The organism is Paenibacillus tundrae (assembly GCF_030812775.1).
Lineage (GTDB): Bacteria > Bacillota > Bacilli > Paenibacillales > Paenibacillaceae > Paenibacillus > Paenibacillus tundrae_A.
This window is the reverse complement of the sequence record NZ_JAUSTI010000006.1, coordinates 317,885-336,737: the sequence shown is the minus strand read 5'-3', so window position 1 is coordinate 336,737 and position 18,853 is coordinate 317,885. Positions and strand designations below refer to the sequence as shown.

Annotated in this window: 19 protein-coding genes; 6 read left to right on the top strand and 13 right to left on the bottom strand. The window is 42.8% G+C overall.

Annotated features, from left to right (window positions below; genetic code table 11):
• Window positions 1-100 precede the first annotated feature (100 nt).
• From J2T19_RS13520 to J2T19_RS13495, 6 genes are all read right to left on the bottom strand, one after another.
• Window positions 101-1,069 carry a serine/threonine protein kinase gene (locus J2T19_RS13520; protein WP_307216476.1) on the bottom strand — a complete coding sequence of 323 codons (969 nt, stop codon included), beginning with the start codon at window positions 1,067-1,069 and terminating at the stop codon, window positions 101-103.
• Window positions 1,070-1,397: 328 nt separating this feature from the next.
• A complete protein-coding gene (locus J2T19_RS13515) occupies window positions 1,398-2,267 on the bottom strand; it encodes an alpha/beta fold hydrolase (RefSeq protein WP_307216474.1) in 870 nt (289 codons plus the stop codon).
• A gap of 222 nt (window positions 2,268-2,489) precedes the next feature.
• Window positions 2,490-3,143, bottom strand: a complete 654-nt coding sequence (rnhA, locus tag J2T19_RS13510; protein ID WP_307216472.1) for a ribonuclease H — start codon at window positions 3,141-3,143, stop codon at window positions 2,490-2,492.
• A gap of 93 nt (window positions 3,144-3,236) precedes the next feature.
• A complete protein-coding gene (locus J2T19_RS13505; RefSeq protein ID WP_307216471.1) occupies window positions 3,237-3,623 on the bottom strand; it encodes a hypothetical protein in 387 nt (128 codons plus the stop codon).
• A gap of 153 nt (window positions 3,624-3,776) precedes the next feature.
• Entirely contained in the window at window positions 3,777-4,202 is a 426-nt protein-coding gene (locus J2T19_RS13500; RefSeq protein ID WP_307216469.1) for a hypothetical protein, read from the bottom strand.
• Window positions 4,203-4,312: 110 nt separating this feature from the next.
• Complete coding sequence (locus tag J2T19_RS13495; RefSeq protein ID WP_307216467.1) at window positions 4,313-4,609, bottom strand: hypothetical protein; 297 nt, start codon at window positions 4,607-4,609, stop codon at window positions 4,313-4,315.
• 340 nt (window positions 4,610-4,949) lie between these two features.
• Between J2T19_RS13495 and J2T19_RS13490 the strand changes: the two genes are divergently transcribed.
• Window positions 4,950-5,525: a DUF421 domain-containing protein gene (locus tag J2T19_RS13490; protein WP_307216465.1), complete on the top strand. Its 576-nt coding sequence runs from the start codon at window positions 4,950-4,952 to the stop codon at window positions 5,523-5,525.
• A 416-nt stretch (window positions 5,526-5,941) separates the two neighbouring features.
• Here the strand turns inward: J2T19_RS13490 and J2T19_RS13485 are convergent, their stop codons facing one another.
• On the bottom strand, window positions 5,942-6,709 hold the full coding sequence (locus tag J2T19_RS13485; protein WP_307216463.1) for an ABC transporter ATP-binding protein: 768 nt from the start codon (window positions 6,707-6,709) through the stop codon (window positions 5,942-5,944).
• Between the two features lie 2 nt (window positions 6,710-6,711).
• Window positions 6,712-7,821, bottom strand: a complete 1,110-nt coding sequence (locus tag J2T19_RS13480) for a FecCD family ABC transporter permease (RefSeq protein ID WP_307216461.1) — start codon at window positions 7,819-7,821, stop codon at window positions 6,712-6,714.
• Between the two features lie 131 nt (window positions 7,822-7,952).
• On the opposite strand from J2T19_RS13480, the gene J2T19_RS13475 reads away from it, so the two are divergent.
• The gene (locus tag J2T19_RS13475) at window positions 7,953-9,026 is read left to right on the top strand and encodes an ABC transporter substrate-binding protein (protein ID WP_307216459.1); all 1,074 of its coding nucleotides are present in this window, start codon (window positions 7,953-7,955) and stop codon (window positions 9,024-9,026) included.
• Between the two features lie 796 nt (window positions 9,027-9,822).
• Here J2T19_RS13475 and J2T19_RS13470 read toward each other — a convergent pair.
• A complete protein-coding gene (locus J2T19_RS13470; protein WP_307216457.1) occupies window positions 9,823-11,178 on the bottom strand; it encodes an amino acid permease in 1,356 nt (451 codons plus the stop codon).
• Window positions 11,179-11,450: 272 nt separating this feature from the next.
• Here J2T19_RS13470 and sigK point away from each other — a divergent pair, with 272 nt between their 5' ends.
• A complete protein-coding gene (gene sigK, locus J2T19_RS13465) occupies window positions 11,451-12,152 on the top strand; it encodes an RNA polymerase sporulation sigma factor SigK (protein ID WP_056695710.1) in 702 nt (233 codons plus the stop codon).
• Window positions 12,153-12,256: 104 nt separating this feature from the next.
• Here sigK and J2T19_RS13460 read toward each other — a convergent pair whose 3' ends face one another.
• Window positions 12,257-12,691 carry an ATP-binding protein gene (locus J2T19_RS13460; RefSeq protein ID WP_307216455.1) on the bottom strand — a complete coding sequence of 145 codons (435 nt, stop codon included), beginning with the start codon at window positions 12,689-12,691 and terminating at the stop codon, window positions 12,257-12,259.
• Window positions 12,692-12,693: 2 nt separating this feature from the next.
• Window positions 12,694-13,431, bottom strand: coding sequence for a tRNA(His) guanylyltransferase Thg1 family protein (locus J2T19_RS13455; protein ID WP_307216452.1), 738 nt, complete (start codon window positions 13,429-13,431; stop codon window positions 12,694-12,696).
• 327 nt (window positions 13,432-13,758) lie between these two features.
• On the opposite strand from J2T19_RS13455, the gene J2T19_RS13450 reads away from it, so the two are divergent.
• On the top strand, window positions 13,759-14,652 hold the full coding sequence (locus J2T19_RS13450) for an Abi family protein (RefSeq protein WP_307216450.1): 894 nt from the start codon (window positions 13,759-13,761) through the stop codon (window positions 14,650-14,652).
• 256 nt (window positions 14,653-14,908) lie between these two features.
• Here the strand turns inward: J2T19_RS13450 and J2T19_RS13445 are convergent, their stop codons facing one another.
• Window positions 14,909-16,153: an MFS transporter gene (locus tag J2T19_RS13445; RefSeq protein ID WP_307216448.1), complete on the bottom strand. Its 1,245-nt coding sequence runs from the start codon at window positions 16,151-16,153 to the stop codon at window positions 14,909-14,911.
• A 263-nt stretch (window positions 16,154-16,416) separates the two neighbouring features.
• On the opposite strand from J2T19_RS13445, the gene J2T19_RS13440 reads away from it, so the two are divergent.
• Window positions 16,417-17,202, top strand: coding sequence for a hypothetical protein (locus J2T19_RS13440; protein ID WP_307216446.1), 786 nt, complete (start codon window positions 16,417-16,419; stop codon window positions 17,200-17,202).
• An 81-nt stretch (window positions 17,203-17,283) separates the two neighbouring features.
• Window positions 17,284-17,703, top strand: a complete 420-nt coding sequence (locus J2T19_RS13435; protein ID WP_307216444.1) for a hypothetical protein — start codon at window positions 17,284-17,286, stop codon at window positions 17,701-17,703.
• A 28-nt stretch (window positions 17,704-17,731) separates the two neighbouring features.
• Here J2T19_RS13435 and J2T19_RS13430 read toward each other — a convergent pair whose 3' ends face one another.
• Complete coding sequence (locus J2T19_RS13430) at window positions 17,732-18,670, bottom strand: ADP-ribosylglycohydrolase family protein (RefSeq protein ID WP_307216536.1); 939 nt, start codon at window positions 18,668-18,670, stop codon at window positions 17,732-17,734.
• Window positions 18,671-18,853 lie beyond the last annotated feature (183 nt).

The following is an 18,853-nucleotide window of genomic DNA, read 5'->3' as shown; positions in this document are numbered from 1 at the left end:
CAAATACAACAGGTTAGATACAACCCACCGGGGTTCATCTAACCTGTTTTTTTTCGTATGCATATGATATGTAAAACTTAGCGTACACCCGCGATATGGTTCAGGCGGTCTCGTGCTGTTTGCCTGACTCCGCTTCATAGATTTGCGTATGTTCATTCTCAGCCAATGACCACTCCACCGTGCCCGGTTTACGCACTTTCCACACCAAAGCCTGCATCTGCAATGACCTTCTTACCCACCGTAGAGAAGCACAACGCTTCTCAGAACGAACGGATAGTCCCCAGTGAATGACATGAGCGAGCCATGGATTCACATATTCATTGTGCGAACGCACTGACGGGAGTTCATCCTGGAATAGACGTTGCTTCACATCCATCGGTGGCTGTCCACATGTCCAGTAATGAAGCAGTGCTGCTAGACTATATATATCGGACATCGGCCCTTGACTGGACTTCTCTGAATAAAATTCGAGCGGAGAATATCCAGCAGATGTGAAAATGACCTGTTTCTCACCAGATGGCATTGGCCAGCGAACGGCAGAACCGAAATCTAGTAATTTAGGCGTACCATCCTCCATCACCATAATGTTAGAAGGTTTCAGATCCCGATGCAGAATGCCTTGCTTATGTATATGTTCAACAGTATCGACAATCGGAAGAAGCGTGCCTTTGATAAAAGCAGCATCTAATGCATGATTACGTTCTTTCAAATAATCATTCAACATCGTCCCCGTACAGTATTCCATTACAAGATAGCCGGTATCATTAGCTTCAAAATGATCCACATATTGAATAATATGAGGATGATTCAGACCAGATAGCAGCTCTCCTTCAATTAGGAAAGAAGCAAGTAACTCTTGATACTGTCCACTGTATCCTCGTGAGGAACAATACACACGCCGTTTGTCAGACTGACGAGAAGCCAGACGTTGAGGGAAGAATTCTTTGATCGCAACTTTTGCCCCTGTATTCCGATCCCTTCCTATGTATACAATAGCCAGCTCGCTGCAAGCTAGGACTTGTCTTACTTGATATGTATCGTTCAATATAACATTGCGTTGCAGTGCCATTTTGTAGTTATCTTTTCTCATAACTTCCTTCGTCTCACCCCTATCTTACTGAGGAACTTTCCGCAGGTTGCATCATTTTGTTCAGTCAGCAAGCAATTGGATCGCCAACCATATATATAAACCAAATGATGCAACATGAATCATCATCCTGCGAAAAAATAAAATTATTATACCGTAGTACTATATTTGCTTCATCCTCTTAATACTACTCATACCTTACTCGTACCATAATTGTTTCAATCATCTATTTATGTTATCGACAGAACGGAACATTTAATGAATGAATTCGCACAAAAAGTATAATTGTTTCGCTCAATATCTATCTCTTTTAATAATTCTCTTGTAAGAACAGCCTGATCTCCTCGTTCATATGAACCAGCACATCCTGGGATGGATAATGTCCGGTATCATACTTAACGGTTCTCACATTCGGGATAATCTTTCGTGCTCTCTCAATCAACTTATCTCCTGGGAAAAAGATATCCTTCTCGCCTGCCAAGAGCAGTGTCGGCGCAGTATAGTTCGCCAGTTCTTCTCGATCAGTCAACTTTGGCATATCCTGTTCCAGACTTACATGTTTGAAAATTTTGCCGATGATGTTCTTATCTACTTCCTTCATACAGTTACAAGACATGGTATCTGCAATTTTTTGCAGCGAATTCGGTGAAGAAGTCATTCGGTAGGTCACAATTGGAAGCATGAAGTCCTGAGCCACTTTCATCTTGGAACGAGCAATCAGTCCCGCTGGTGCAACTAGAACGGAGCAAGCAATTCGATCCGGAATATACGTTGCCAGTCTCAGAATAATTCCACCGCCAAAGGAAGGACCAATAAAGGCACTTTGCTCAATCTCGTAATGCTCTAGCAGATCCGTAACCCACATCGCCAAGCTATCAAACCTTGCTGAGATTCGGGTATCCTCACTATAACCAGGGTGACCGATGGTATCTGGTGCAATAATTCGGTAATCCTTAAATAAGGAAGAGAACCATGACAGCGTCATCGGATTCACACAATTCATACCTTGGAGAATAAATAACGGCTTGCCGTCCTTAGGGCCGGTTAACAGCACATGTGTCTGTCCAAAACGTGTCTCAACATACTCACGCGTAATACCCTCACCCAACTGATCTACATATGCCTCGTATTCCTCAAGAATACAACTCTTACCTTCTTCACTTCTGTAAATGGAACTCATGTCTGCCTCCTGCAATGTGTACTCAACTAACCCATTTTCATCATATTCGTTTCATATAAACCTTAGAAATAATGACCCAAAAAGATAAAGAGGGCCTGCAGACGGCAGGCTCCTCCATATGTGCAACTTATCATATTGACTGATTATAGAATGGAAATTGGAAATTGTAAATATCGTTTCTAATAGACAACACATATCATGATTAGAGAGCGCAGCAGTAGGTTATTTCCGGCCATAATCGGCTTTAATTTCGCCCCATTGTTTAGTCTGCCATTTCAGTACTTTATTGCTGTATGTGTTGGTTCGCAACCATTGCTCAGCACGATCAATCATCAACCAGATTTCTTCTGTCGAAGAATCTCGCGGCAAGGTGGTCGATACCGCCTTTTGCTTCAACCATTTCATCGCATTGACTGAGTCGGTGTATACCGTCTTATTACTGCCCTCTTTCTTAAGATGAGCCAGTGCATGTACAATTGCCAGAAATTCTCCAAGATTGTTGGTGCCTTTTGAGATTGGGCCAACTGAGAAGATGATCTCACCTGTACGTGTATCTACTCCTTTGTACTCTACCGGTCCTGGATTACCTCGTGTACCTACATCCACCGAAATGCTATCATAATCGACCTCTTCCGAGGTTTCCATGCCAGCACTACGGCCACTGCTTCCGGCTTTGGTCTTGGACGAGCTGCTAGCTCCATTGCCCCAGTTACCTTTCCAACCCTTACGGTATGCTTCTTCTGCCGCGGCTTTGGATTCATATGACTTATATTTGGCTCCGGTATATTGATCTGTCTGTGCCTTGCATTCTGCCCACGTACTATATACACCTGGCTGTTTGCCTTCCCAGACAACATAATATTTAGATTTGGCCATCGTTACCCGCTCCTTATTCGCTTACGTTCAATACCCTATTGTATACGAACTACAGGGTGGATTGAAAGTTAATGGTAGTTCATAGAAAAGTAATTATATGATCTCTCTTATAATGGGGGTTATTGCGAAGCAGTTGTCCAATTCAGGTTCGTCTAATAGCGCCCAGTAACGTAGCGTATTGTAGTGAATGTCCGCATCAAGAATGAGATGATGTTTCAGTGCTTGGATTATCTCTGGATCGCACGTTCCTTCCACAAGAGCATCGTTACAAGATTCAATAATAATGATCATAAGCGCGAACTTTTCTTCAACATTCCATGGGTATTGTTCATACGCATCCAGAAATTCAGTTATCCTAGAAGCATCCGCAACCTCATACTCCCAGTCCTGTGTAAATTCACCCTGTGATTTAAGATTTAATTTACTGCACAGGCTCCTTACTGCATGTCCTGTAACATACTTAGGATAATTCTTCTCCATATGGATCTCCTTCGTTTAATTCCTTCCTTATTAATTGTAGGATACTCCTAAATTGATTGATACAGCAGATTGTGTCCGCAAACAGGTTAACATATGAAGTATACTTCAACCATCCAGCCTATCTCATATTTATTGCATAGCGAATGCAAAGGCCTATTGCCTATACCTCTCTAACGAATGAAGGGGATTGGCAATATGTTCCCCAACCTCTGCAATGGTTTCTTCGATTTCACTGCGAATGGCTGAATCTAGCTTATTGTCCTGATGTAAAGAATTTTGCACTTGTGCAAAGCATTCTTCTAACCCTAAATTCACTACTAATGATAGCATGATGTCTACCTCATCATAGGAGTCCGTATTCCACAGTTTACAAAGCACCTGATCTATATTATCTCGTAGTTCCTTCTCTAGTAACTCATACGTCATCGCTTGTCGATCAGTTAGCTCGCTAAGAATCAGTAAGAACTCTTGCTTATCGTTTGTACCGTTCTCAAAATATTGAAGTGCGTCATGGAACAGCGTATGTAAAAAGTCGGCAGCACAATGATCAGGTAATTTGCGGATATCTTCGTCATCCATATTAATATGGCATCTCCTTTCATGAAGGTTTATTTAATCATTCTTTTTGTTGGTAGTTCTGAACTTCAGACAAAGTTACATTATTTTCTTTTAGAAAAGACCATTTAAATTTAAAAAGGTGTAAATATTAGTCTACTTCCTGTAATTGATTTGCATTTTTCGGATAACACGATTAATTCATTTATGTGAGTTATATCATCCTGATGTATAAGTATTTCCCTTAATCTTTCAAGCTCCAACTGCAATTGATCCATATCTTTGCACGAGAACACATCATAACTATGCACTGAGAGTTCGCCTAAAATGAAGAAACCTTCTTCTTCTCGCGGTAAATAGTTTTCATTATTCTCCTTATGCATTTCCTCCAGTTGCTTACCCTCATCTGTCTCCAAAATAATTCTAAACATACAATCACTCTCCAAATTCTATTCACAAATGAAGCCTTATCCCTATCATGATTGCATTAATGAATACTAGATTTTTCTGTTTATAATAAACAACAATACATCTCCACTAACAGTTTGAACTTAAAATTTCCCAGGCAATGAACTGTACAACAGGAGCCGAGTTATTAGAGGTTAGCGTCCAATCGATAAGGAAGTGGGAATGAGGCAACGTATATCCAAGCAAAAAGAACATGTTGAACATTGTAGATTTGTATTTTACCATTTGCATAAATTCTCCTTATCCAGAACACGCTAATCCTTATGATGGAAAAGACTTGTAGTGGAAAGGAGATCGAAGTACATGGATTGGATATGGAAATCGATCTTACTTGTTCTGGTGGGCATGCTTTTATTGCGCATTGCGGGGCGTAAGTCCATCTCACAGATGAGTGTTGCAACCACGGTCATTATGATTTCGATCGGAACGACAATCGTACAGCCTATTGCGAATCATGAGCTTAGCAAAGCGATTGGATCCGCAGCTGTTTTTATTGCGACTTTATTGGTTGTAGAGGTACTTCAGTTGAAATTCAATTTTTTCGAACGGCTGATGAGTGGTAGCTCCAAAATTGTCGTTGAAGATGGCAAGATCAACGTCCCTAATTTGAAAAAGATGCGTTATACCGTGGATCAGTTAGAGATGCATCTGCGCCAAAGCGGCATCTCTAGTGTGGAAGACCTGGAAACGGCAACTGTAGAACCAAACGGTCAATTAGGTTATGTATTGAAGCGACATGCGCGTCCAGTCACAATTGGCGATTTAGAGCTATTACTTCAGGGTCAGAATACCAAAGTAGAGCAGGATAATTCCAGTGATATTTTCCAAGAAGTCAGTCGCGGTGAGCATCAACAGCCGGTTGATCCTGTGCTACGATGACTCATCTAGTCTTACCAAATAGACCGTTCCAGCGGGCAACGCCACATTGCAATCGGAACGGTTTTTGTTGTGCTACTATGTCCATCCATCACTTCTACATAACGTCTAAAATAAGAAAAAAGCCGAAGCTTATTCAGCTCCAGCTAATTAAATATCGTTAGTTTATCTTCCGCTGCAGTTCGTGGCCGTGGCTGAGGAATAACTTCGGGATAACCAATATGCAATACCCCTACGATGCGTTCACCCGGTTGTACACCTGCCATCTCACGGAAATTAGGAGAGAACTGGTTTGCATTTATTTTCCATACGACACATTCAACCATATATGTTCAACTAAACTTTATATACGAGAACGGTGAGCATAGCGTAAACAATGATTAGCTGCACATAGATGAACATAATTTCTTCTCTTGAGCTTACCGGGTGCTTAGATAGGCAATACCCAACCCACCGGTTACGGGATTTTGATAGATTTCACAATCCACTTCAAACACCTCACCGATCATCTCCCGGGTTAATATATCGGCAGGTTTACCATGAACCACAATCTGTCCCTGCTTCACCACGTAGAGATGATCACAATACGAAGCGGCAAGTTCAAGATCGTGCAGCGCAGCCAGAATTCCGATATCAAGGCTTTTCACGATATTGAGAATCTGTAGCTGATATTTAATATCCAGATGATTGGTAGGCTCGTCCAAGATCAGAAATTCGGGTTGCTGAGCCAGCACACGAGCCAAGACAACACGCTGCTTCTCCCCACCGGACAACGAAATATAGTTACGGTCTGCGTGTTCGGTTAGATGTACCTTTTCCAAAGCCTGCTCTACAATTTCAAGATCCCGTCTATTATCTGTCTCTAGTAACTTCTTATGCGGAGTTCGTCCCATCATGACCATCTCACGCACCGTAAAATCAAAGCTCAACTCGTTAAACTGCCCAACCACACCCATGTGCCGAGCCACGACTCTGGGACTGGACTTCAATATATCCGTATGATCCAAAAATACATTGCCCTGCTGGGGCTTAATGACCTTATAGATGCTCTTGAGCAGTGTGGATTTGCCACAACCGTTAGGACCGATCAAGCCAACGAACTGCTTTTCTTTTACCTGCAAAGAAATATTACGAATAATATCTGTGTTCTGCACCGTGATGGATACGTTCTCTACATTCAGTTCCATTGCTAGTTTCCTCCAAAACCGTAGCCTTTTTTGACTAACATATACATAAACATCGGAGCGCCGATCATCGCTGTAATGATCCCGATTGGCAGCTCGACACTGGATATCAGAGATCTTGCAATAACGTCTGTCCAGATGAGGAAGATCGCACCAAAGAGCACAGATACCGGCATCACTTTGCGATGGTCTGAACCGACCAGACCTCTAACGATATGTGGAATAATGAGGCCGACAAAACCAATCATGCCACAGCTCGCCACCATAACCCCTGTCACCAGTGCCGTTATTAACATGTAGAGCCTACGGTGCACGCTCAAGTTAATGCCAAGTGTAACTGCTGCTTCATCACCCAGTAACATGGTGTTCAGCACACGGGATTGCAATAGGAAGAACATAATCGACACAATCACCACGATGCCGATCAAAGGTAGCTTATTCCACCCGGAGGCAGCGAGACTGCCCATCGTCCAGAACGTTACCGTTTTGATTCCCTCAGCGTTGTTAGCAAAATAGATAATAAAGTTAGAAAAGGCTGTACACAGCGCATTAATAACCATCCCGGCAAGCACAAGTTTGACTGAGGTCATCTTACCTCGAATGCCTGCTAAGGTTAGCACCAACAAGGAAGCTCCCATGGCTCCAGCAAATGCCCAGAAGGCCACTCCTGTCTGACCTAACCAACTAATGGCACCGAACCCGATCAAGATCGCAAACGTTGCTCCGAGTGAAGCCCCCGAAGATATGCCTAGTATGTATGGATCCGCCAACGGGTTCTGTACGGCTGCCTGCATAACTGCACCGCACATCGCGAGACCCGCACCAATAAACATCGCCATCAGAACACGTGGAAAACGAATCTGCCAGATGATATCGGTAAATGATCCTGCCTCGACCGGAGCTTGACCGATCTGGAATCCTGTCAATTTGAATACAAGAATGCGATAGGATTCAGCAAGGGGGATACTCACCTGCCCGATGGATACGGCAACGCCAACAGAAATAACCATCACACCAATCAAAAGCGCGATTAATAATGCAAAGCCAGATTTACTGTGAATACGAGATTCTTTTTTCCCCACACGCGGTGTCTGAAGCTGAACGGTCTGTGCCATCTTGTCCCCCATCATTTCCTTCGAAAATAAAATAAAAAGAATTTAGCTATTTACAAAGTATGTTCTCGGATTATAATTGAGAATGATTATCTTTGTCAATTAACATTACAGAAAAGGGGCTCTCTCTCATTATGAAATTTACATCCAGGAAAGTACTCATTACCTGTCTAAGTCTTATGCTACTTCTTCTCGCTGCTTGTTCCAATGCCACAACCTCCAATACGGAGCAAACCACCGCATCAGGTGAAAACCCAACCAGCACTTCAGAATCAACCACTACCGCTGGAGAGACGAATAAAACAACCTATCCACTGACGATTGAAAACTTCAGTATCTCCGGTGAAGGCGGAGAATGGAAACCGAAATCCCAGACGTTCGAGAAAGCACCTGAGCGCGTTGTAGCCAACACACAATCTGTGGCTGAGATGTTAATCAAGCTCGGTCTAACAGACAAAATGGTCGGAGTAGCTGCATTGTATGGCGCTGTGACTCCAGATGTTGCTGACGATTTCGCTAAAATTCCAGTCCTATCCGAAAACTATGTAGGTAAAGAGCTCGTTGTAGGCGCAAGCCCAGATATCGTGTTGGGTCGCGGTGACCTGTTCGCAGATGCTGACTGGGGCGTGGGTACCGTGGATGGACTGAACGACATGAATATCCGTACATTCCTGCAAACGACGAATCACAAAGGCACATTGGACAGCCTCTATAATGATATTGCCCAGCTCGGACAGATCTTCGATGTACAGGAAAATGCTACATCATTCACCGAGAGCCTGAAAGCACGTGCTGAAGCAATCAAGGCGAGTGTTGCAGATCAGCCTGAGCATACATTTGCTTACATCGTACCTGCGTCCGAAGATTCCATTACAGTTAGCAGCATGCAAAACGATACGTATCAATTGGATGCGCTCAGCCTGCTGAAATTGAAGAATGCTTTTGATGGCGTGCAAGGTGAAGTCAGTGTAGAGCAACTGATCACAGCTAACCCAGACTACCTGCTGTTGTCTGCGTATACGGGTTCCCCGGACATCGACAAGTTGATTCAAAATCTGTATGCTAACCCTGCCTTGCAAAGTATGAATGCGATTAAAAATAAACAAATCTATGTCACTGATTTTGGTCAGTTCTGGGGTTATGGGCATCAGATTCTCGATGGTATCGAAAATATGCAGAAGCAAATGAATGACAACCCAATTCAATAACAAGCATGTTCATCTTGATTGAAAGAGCTATATTATGAAATGAATTTAATCAGTTAATATGCTGGACAACACATCGCTATATGACAAGAGCAGGAGATTTAAATCTCACTGCTCTTTTTTAGGTTTGAGGGGATGAGTATATCCATGAACGAGCATCTTTCCCTCGTCGACGACGCTAACGAATCTGAGAGACCTTATTAGGTCTGATCTCAAGGAATGAAAATTTTAACGAATCTGAGAAACGTTATTTGACGAAATCCTACGGAATAGATCTAATATTCGCACCCGAAATGTATATTAGCGTGTCAACGATTCGTTAGCATTTTCGGAAGTTCATTTCCCCGCAAATAAGACGGCCTGAGTTCGTTAGAGAGGGTGCATCATTAGATCAAAGGGTCTGACTTCGCATCTCACGCTCAAGTATGGACTAGTCCACCGTCTTATCGCACCTCGGTCACTTCACTTTACGTCCCCTGCATATTAAGGTAATGTCCTCGCAGGTGTGTGAAATTGTCTAAGTCTGCTTTACTCCGAGTGTCCCCAGACTCTCTCTTTGTTCATAAAGAACCATTTAGGCTACTCCATATACTTCTGCGCTCCCACCAACATCCTAGTTGCTTAATTGATTGGTTCGAACTCATTTTTGGAGTTTTTATGAATTGTTCATTAACACTCAATAAAAAAAGTTGCCCCAAGTCATCATGTAGATGACTTTTGAGACAACCCAATTGTTACTCCAACTATACAATTTACTGTTTACTTTTTTTACATTACGCCCTGTTCCACCAATCAACTCTTACTTCACACCACGTCTTCTCTTCTGCACAAGATATACGCCCACCAGCAGAATAAACCACACCGGCGTTACCAACAACGCTACCCGGGTATCTTCTGCGAATCCGAGGATCACCAGAACAAAGACCAGGAAAATGAGAATGATGTAATTCGAGAAAGGATATAACGGCAATCTAAACTTCGCACGCTTAGCAAGTTCTGGCTGAGTACGTCGATATTTCAGATGACTGATTACGGTGATGCCCCACACAAAGATAAAGCAAACGGTCGACACACTCGTAATTAGTACAAATACGCCTTCAGGCATGACATAATTCAAAATAATCGCAAGCAGAATAATCAACGTCGAGAAAAATAGCGCATTGGACGGTACCTTTCTCCGGTTAACACGTGCAAATGCAGAGGGTGCATTGCGATCCTTGGCCATCGAGAATACCATGCGACTTGTACTAAAAATGGCACTATTACATGCTGAAGCCGCCGACGTAAGCACGACAAAGTTTACAATTCCTGCGGCTGTTGCGATACCGACAGCAGCGAATACCTGCACAAATGGACTCTCACTCGGCACAATCGCGTTCCAAGGATAGATACTCATAATAATCAACAAGGCGCCAACGTAGAATAACAACACCCGAATCGGGATCTGGTTGATGGCCTTAGGAATGACTTTCTCTGGATTCTCTGTCTCCCCAGCTGTAAGCCCTACAAGTTCAATACCGACAAAGGCGAAGACAACCATCTGGAACGATAGTAAAAACCCATGTAACCCATGTGGGAATAGTCCACCATGACTCCAGATATTTGTAAAGCTTGCTGGACCTAGATCCGTAGAGAATCCTTTGACAATCATGAAGAGTCCAATAACAATCAGCGCCACAATGGCAACCACTTTAATTAAGGCAAACCAGAACTCCATTTCCCCAAACCATTTGACTGTAGCCAAATTCATAATCAACAGAAGGACTAGTGCAATTAAGCCTGGCATCCATTGAGGAATGTTCGGAAACCAAAATTGTGTGTACAGCCCAACCGCTGTAACGTCTGCCATCGCAATCGATATCCAGCAAAACCAGTAGGTCCATCCAGTGACAAATGCCGCCATCTCCCCAAGATAATCGCGCACAAAGTCCACAAATGAATGATAGTTCAAATTGCTTAATAACAATTCTCCCAAAGCACGCATAATCAGGAACAGCACGATCCCTGTTATGATGTAGGCAAGTAGGATCGACGGTCCGGCCAATTGAATGGTTTTGCCTGCCCCTAGGAACAGTCCCGTACCAATGGCTCCCCCGATGGCCATCAGCTGCACATGCCTATTTTTTAACCCCCGCGTTAATGTTTCTTCTTGCATCGTACTCAACCACTCTCTTTCTGCTCATGCTCTCTAAGTTGCTAAAATAGTTATACCCCATCATATAATAATCTGGGCAGAATACAATCCCTGATTTTTTATTTTTTAAGACTGTCGAATCCCTTCTGCAGAAATATCAAAGATTGCTTGGAGATTCAAACCCTTTTTCACGTGTACGTGCACTTCTGGGCAACAGCCTACATACAATAAATCGACCCTGTTCCCTTATGTGCTCAGGCCAGATCGTTGTAAAACTGCAGGAGGTGTCATCTGTGCCCGGATTGTTTACTGCAATTGCCCTATTCATCAAAGAGTTGACGTTGCTCGTCTCGTATGTCAAAAATAATGCATTCCCTCAGCCACTCGCTGAGGACGACGAAGCCAAACATTTACGCCTCATGGCTGAAGGCAATGCCCATTCTCGAAATCTGTTGATTGAACACAATTTGCGCCTCGTCGCACATATCGTTAAGAAATTTGATAATACGGGCGAAGATCAGGAGGACCTGATTTCAATCGGAACCATCGGTTTGATCAAGGCTATCGAAAGCTTCCAGCAAGGAAAAGGAACCAAGCTTGCTACGTTTGCGGCTCGTTGTATTGAAAATGAAATCCTAATGCATCTCCGTTCCCTGAAAAAAACACGTAAAGACGTATCCCTGCATGATCCCATCGGTACGGATAAGGAAGGCAATGAAATTACACTGATAGATATCCTAGGAACAGAAGCAGATGATGTCGTAGATCGGGTTCAACTCAAAATTGAGAAAAGCAAAATTTATCGCAATCTCGATATTCTCGATGATCGGGAGAAAGAGGTCGTTATTGGCCGATTCGGTCTGGAAGCAGGTGGTGAAGAGCGAACCCAGCGTGAAATCGCCAAGGAACTGGGCATCTCCCGTTCTTATGTGTCGCGGATTGAGAAAAGGGCGCTCATGAAGCTATATCATGAGTTCTATAAACAAAAGAGTTAGAAACTTCTTCACCCTCGAAGTCAGGTTCTGCATTGTAACCAAAAGGGAGCTTATCAGGTGCTTTAAAACTGCGCCCGAATAGCTCCCTTTGCATACATACCTACTTACATCTGCTCAACCTCAAACTCTCCATTCACGGAACGGATTAAATACAACGTATCAAACCCTTCAGCGTATGTAGGCATTTGCAGATTCTTCATCGTGCTTTTGAGTCCAACCTCTGGAATCTTAGCGGCTCCTTCTCTCAGTTCATTCCTCGCATAAGACAACTCGTAATCAGGTTCAAAATAATAACCAACAACCTTAAATCGGTTCCTCTTGGCTGCATCGATATACTTCTTTCGTTCTTCGATCGTGGGATTCGTATTATCAATTACAAAGGGTTGTTTGGCCTCAAGCGAAGCGGTTAAATAAATCTGCTCACGATGTCTCGTTCTCAACATATCCAGATTGATTCGCATATGCGTTTTGAAGAAGTTTGCTTGATAAAATGTCGATTTTCCCGAGGCCTGTATTCCAACAAAAATTATACATTCCACTGTTACTCATCCTTCTGTAGATAAACGTATTGATTAATGTATTCACGATCCTGGCTAAAGATAGGCGTTTCAAAATCCACGTCCCATTTGCTCCGCGTAGCTTCACCCTTTTTGTAAAATTGCTTGGTTATACAGGCCCCACGTTTTTGCCAGATCGGTAAGTCATTCCAATTGATCCCTCTTTCAAGGAATAATTTATCCTGCAGACTTTTCCCATCTAGACCTTGTAGCTCGTTATGTGGAAAATGAGCTTGAGCTACCATAGAGATACTGTTCTTCGTTGCATCCTGTTGGCGCCAGAGAAAATAATTGGTCACTTCATCCGGTGGAAGCACCCAAGCCCTACTATCAAACGTGGCAAGAGGCTTGTTCGGATAATGATCACGGATCACTTCATTAAATTTGGCGGTTGCCATCGAGGCAGATACGGAAACCATCTTTTGCAAGTTATTTTCAAACCATGATTTCGTTGTTAATTTATCGTAGTTCGTCAACAAAAGAGATATTTCATCGCTCTGATGGTACACTAATTTGCACCCCATAATGTTCTGCGCTAAGTATTTACTAGTCTCCCACAGAGCCCCTGTCAATGCTTCATCAAATGGTTTCTTCAATCCACGTGTAAACGTGTGAAAGTGACATCCATCGATTCGAATAATAATCGGCAGCCGCTGAGGGAGGGTTTGTCTGAATGTATTTTCATACCCCTTCATCCGATTTCCAAAATCATCTTTTCTCATCTCTTACCCTCCTGTAAAACCTATGTAGTTTAAGCCCTTGTTGTCTTGTCTAGGCTTGTTTGTTCATCCATTGTCTGACATGCAACTTCATCAATAACTATTAATTGCTTCATTATACAACGTGGGAAGGTTACGAACTACGCGTTTCTTTTGAAGTGCTCAGATAAATTCAGTGACAGACAGTTTTAATTAAGGCTTACTAATTTATGTTTAACTGTTGATTAAATAGCCATAATTTCGTATAATATTGGTAACAGATCTCGCCCGCACCTCTGCTTATGCATGTGGAACAGGGCGAGACATTTTTGCGTTATGGAGGTTTTTCACTTGTCAGACGAGATTCAGCAACGTGAATTGAAAGCGCCTACTACATATGAGGAACAAATTCAGAAATTTAAAGATCGAGAAATGTTAATAGAAAATGAATCAGAAGCAATTACTATCTTAAAACGAATACACTACTATAGATTCACTGCTTACGCACTTACATTTAAACAAGACACTACTGATCACTATATTAAAGGAACAACCTTTAATAAGGTCTATAAACATTATCTGTTTGATGCAGCCCTTAGAAATCATTTTATGAAGATTGTTGAATACATCGAGATAGCTTTAAGATCCCAACTCTCTTACAAGCTCGCTCACAGTTATGGATCTCAGGGTTATTTGGATGGCTCTAATTTTGTAAATCCTTTTTTCCACCAACGCTTTGTTGAGGACTTGCAGAGATGCATCCAAAAACAGAGTAAAGAAGTGCTCATTGCTCATCATAGAGAAAATTATCAAGATAGATACCCTATATGGGCAGCCTTTGAGGTAAGTACTATTTCAATGATGTCTTCTCTCTATAAGAATTTAAAAACGTCTGACAAGAAGTCTATTGCTCGTGAATATTATCCTTCTACCAACATAAGTTACAAGGAGCTTGAAAACTGGTTCCACGTCTTAACGGTATTCAGGAATAGATGTGCCCATTACAGTAGACTATTTAACTATCGTATACCTGTCACCATTCGATACACACGAACTGATGAGAGCTTGGGTTTGGACAGAGCCTTCCTTTATGGAGCTATTTACAATTCTAAGTATCTGGTAAACGACCGCCCAATTTGGGTCTCTTGGGTAACCGGGCTTTCTTCGTTAATTGAGGCCTACAATGAAGTGGATATAACGCTTTTAGGTTTCCCTAGAAATTGGGAGAATTTATTACAAAAATAATAAATCATCCATACTGATAATGACACCAATGAAATTACGTTGATTGAAATTGCGTGAGTTAGATTAGACAGGGTCAGATACACTACAACGACATATAAAGAAACCTCCATTCCACATCCAAAATGTGTGAACAGAGGTTTTGCTTTTATATCATGATCATTATGCTCACCACGCAGATTGGTAAACGATCATATGGACTTACACTTACACTCTCACTTAAACTTACTCTCACGCTCCAGTTGCATAAACTTCTTATTTAATTCGCCGATGCAACTTCTACCATCTCCGACTTATCAATCAACCGTTTTCTCCGATCCATTCCTACACTAATCAATAACCCTAATAATCCACAGGCTGCAATAACGGCTGCGTAGAGCGGTACGGAACCCAGCCCCGTATGGGTAATTGCGAAGCCACCTAAGTACGCACCCCAGGCGTTCCCCAGATTGAAGGCTGAATGACTTGACGTCGTAGCAAGCAATGGCGCTTCTCGCGTCAGGTTCATAATGCGAATCTGCAATCCTGGCATAATACCGAAGGCCGCGACACCCCAGCAAAATATTGTAATGACTGCAAGAGTAGCATTCTCTAGCGTGAACGTAAGTAGAGCGAGAAGTACAGCGAGTATACCGAAATTAACTATTAGTGACGGCATCAGCTTCCAATCCGCCAGACGTCCACCTACCATATTGCCAAGGGTAACACCTACGCCGAACAGTACAAGAATCCAGGTTACATTCTGCTCTGCAAACCCACTAATATCCACTAACATTGGAGTAATGTACGTGAACACGGCAAAGAGACTTCCACATCCTAGCGCACCAACAAGCAGAACCAATAATACCTGCGGGCGAATCAGGTTGCGAAACTGCTGCATCAGATTCGCCGGAGCCCCTTGTGGGATAACCGGAATAAAGCGAATGATCCCAATTAACGAAATGATACCTAGGATTGTAATCGCACCGAACGATGATCGCCATCCCAATTGTTGACCAATAAATGTACCAAATGGAACGCCAATGATATTCGCAATCGTAAGTCCTGCGAGCACAACGGATACAGCTCCTGCCCTTCTCTCTGGAGCAACCAGCTTCGTTGCCATAATCGACCCCACACCTAGAAACGTACCATGCGCAAATGCCGTCAAAATACGTGCGGAGATTAGTAACCCATAGGTTGGTGCTATAACAGACAAAGCGTTGCCTAAAATGAAAATGCACATTAATAGGACAAGCAATCTCTTTTGCGGTATTTTATGTGTAAACACCGTTAATATTGGTGCACCTACAGCTACACCAAGCGCATATCCCGTAATAAGTTGGCCTGCTTGTGGAATGCTTACATTCAGATCTGTCGCCACGTTTGGCAACAATCCCATAATGATAAATTCGGTCATACCAATCGCAAATGCACCTACAGTGAGGCACAGCAAGGACAATGGAAATGCACCTCGTGGATTGGATGGCGAAGCTTGCGCCTTCTTGCTCTCTGTCTTACTCATACGATGTCTCTTCTCCTATCCGTTTAACATGATGAAACCTTGCACATCTCTATAAACACAACTTATATAGTATACCGCCATGCTCTAATCCTGAACAGTAATTCTCGGTATTCAGGCGCTATAGGGACATAGAGAAGCTGTGGGACTTTAGTTTTAAATCTGCCTTTTAAGTATAGGTCATACTTACCTTTTATCCCATTTTTTGTTGAAATACTCCTTAGCATATGTTTAATTGGTATGAATTCATAAGGAGGTATTACACATTGATAAGAAAAGAATTTAAGGTATTTTTGGCTTTTGTCATGTTCGCCACTGTTGTATTAGGAACTTTCCAGCATCCCCAAGCAAGTGCCGAAGAATCAGCTAACAACGAAATAACAATTGAAGAGAATTGGTGGGATGTGGATGCAGCACAAAGCTTAAGCACAGTAAACGACTCTTCTAAGCAACTAACCAAAGAAGAGGTCTTAGATATCGCTAGAGAACAACTTGAGAATCAGAATGCATCACAAGAGAGCATTGACTATTTTACTAACCTTATCGAGAACGAATATAACACTATGCCTAACGAAGGAATAACAACGCAAGCTCAGGCTACACAAGCCGCTACCGCTAATACCAAACAAGTATTGATGAAGAGAGGTGGAGAGGATTACTCACAGTCTTACCTAGGAAGTAGATATATCGCAACTCACCGAGTGCAATACTTACCACCTACAGTGACAGCAGATATTATAGACAAAAAGTTGCGCGGAAACCTGACTACTTGGCAGCATGTGATGACGGCGTTGTTAGGCTGGCCGATCTCTGCCAAATTCCCTGTAATCGGTCATATTATTTCAGCAGTAGGTGTTCTCAACACGATTGATTCATATATGACGTCTGAAACAATCCGTAAGATTGAAGCATCTACGGGAGCATCTAGAATTATTAGTTACAACTCCTCCCAGGGAGAAGACACCCTGTGGGTACCTTGGACAGAATACCCATACGCTACCGTTAGCGTCGACTCACAGTACTCTAAAAATTCCAGTCATGTGATCTATTAAAATTTAAATCGATTTAATCATCAATATTAATGATCAAGTCATGACCGGGCTTACTATTATCCAATGCGAAAGGGATCTAACATGAATACTCAACCTCTGAAGAACAAAATTTGGTATTATTTCACCATTGTTTCTTTTGCGCTCCTACTTCTCAGTTCATTCATGTTAGAACAGATAACTTCCCAATCTGCGGTTGAACAGTTATTGGGTGCGTATATCATCCCCGTGTACGTTGTTGTTCTTGTTGTGATCTCCACCATAATCCGGCAACGGGATGAGTTATTCAATTTAGCACTTATCATCTTCGCCACATACGTACATGAAGACTACACTGATATGCTTCTAACACATTGGATTATTTCATTAGCTCTTCCGGTTCTATTTATTCTGCGGCTGATCTTCGTCATAAAAAGGAAACATAGAACCACGATTGGCATTGGCATAGGAGCTGCTGTTATTTATCTCTTCTTCTACCTTCACTATACGCTTGATGTCATATAACACAAACAAAAGCCAAAATCACAGGATCTCACCCGTGATTTTGGCTTTTATTCGCTTTATGCCACAGCCCATTCACTACCTCATCTAACGTTTCCTGCATAGCCAGCTTCTCTCGCCATTGGATCGGAATACCGCTGAGACCGTAATACGCACCGGCAATTTGCCCATACACAGCTCCAGTAGTATCCGCATCATCGCCTAAGTTCACTGCCAAGAGTGCTCCTTCTTTAAAAGTAGAAGATTTATAGAATGCCCACAAAGCCGCTTCAAGCGAACGAACGACATAACCACTCCCTTGAATTTCGGGTGGCTCCTTGCGCTGATAAGACCCTTCCACCACTTCCTCTATGCCAGGGGAAAATGTCTTCGTTTCCCGCCACTGACGAATGGTCACTGGGGACAGCATGGTTTCTTTGCTCGCTCCCTGAAGTCCAGCCACCAGAATCGCAGCCAACACACCACAGGCTTCTACGCTTTCGGTCGTGGCATGTGTTGTTCGAGAACTCATCTCGGCATACCGCACCGCTTCTTCCGGGTGGTTAGCATAGGCCATCGCTACTGGAGCAAGTCGCATAATGGAGCCATTGCCTGCCGTATTCGGATTCGTTGATCCACTATACGGCTCTCCTGACACTGCAAATCGTTCCAAGGCGTTCCGCGTCGCCCCGCCAATATCGAAGCATGTTCCCGTACTGCTCATGTATCCCACTTGGTACCAGTTCGTATATCTTCGCATCTGATCTGCAGGGTCAAACTCTTCCTTTCGCATTAAGCTTTGCGCCAAACATAGTGCCATAGACGTATCGTCTGTCCACTGCCCAGCCTCTAATCCAAATACGCCACCACCCACCATGTCCGTCATCGGTACAAACGTACCTGGGGGACTGAACTCCACAGTTGTACCGAGTGCATCACCTGCGGCTAGTCCAATGAACGTTCCATTAAAGCGATCTTGATCAAGCATCAGCCATTCCTCTCCTCTTCCATGCATCATTCAACCTAAATTAACTTCTTTCATTTTGACACATGCCTCAGTATGGCGCAAAAAGATTAATATTCCGCACGTATTTACCCTTAGTTCAATTGCCTTTCTTCTATTATAAAAGTGTCGAAACCTGTTGAACGGTTGTCATATCCAATAATCCATAAA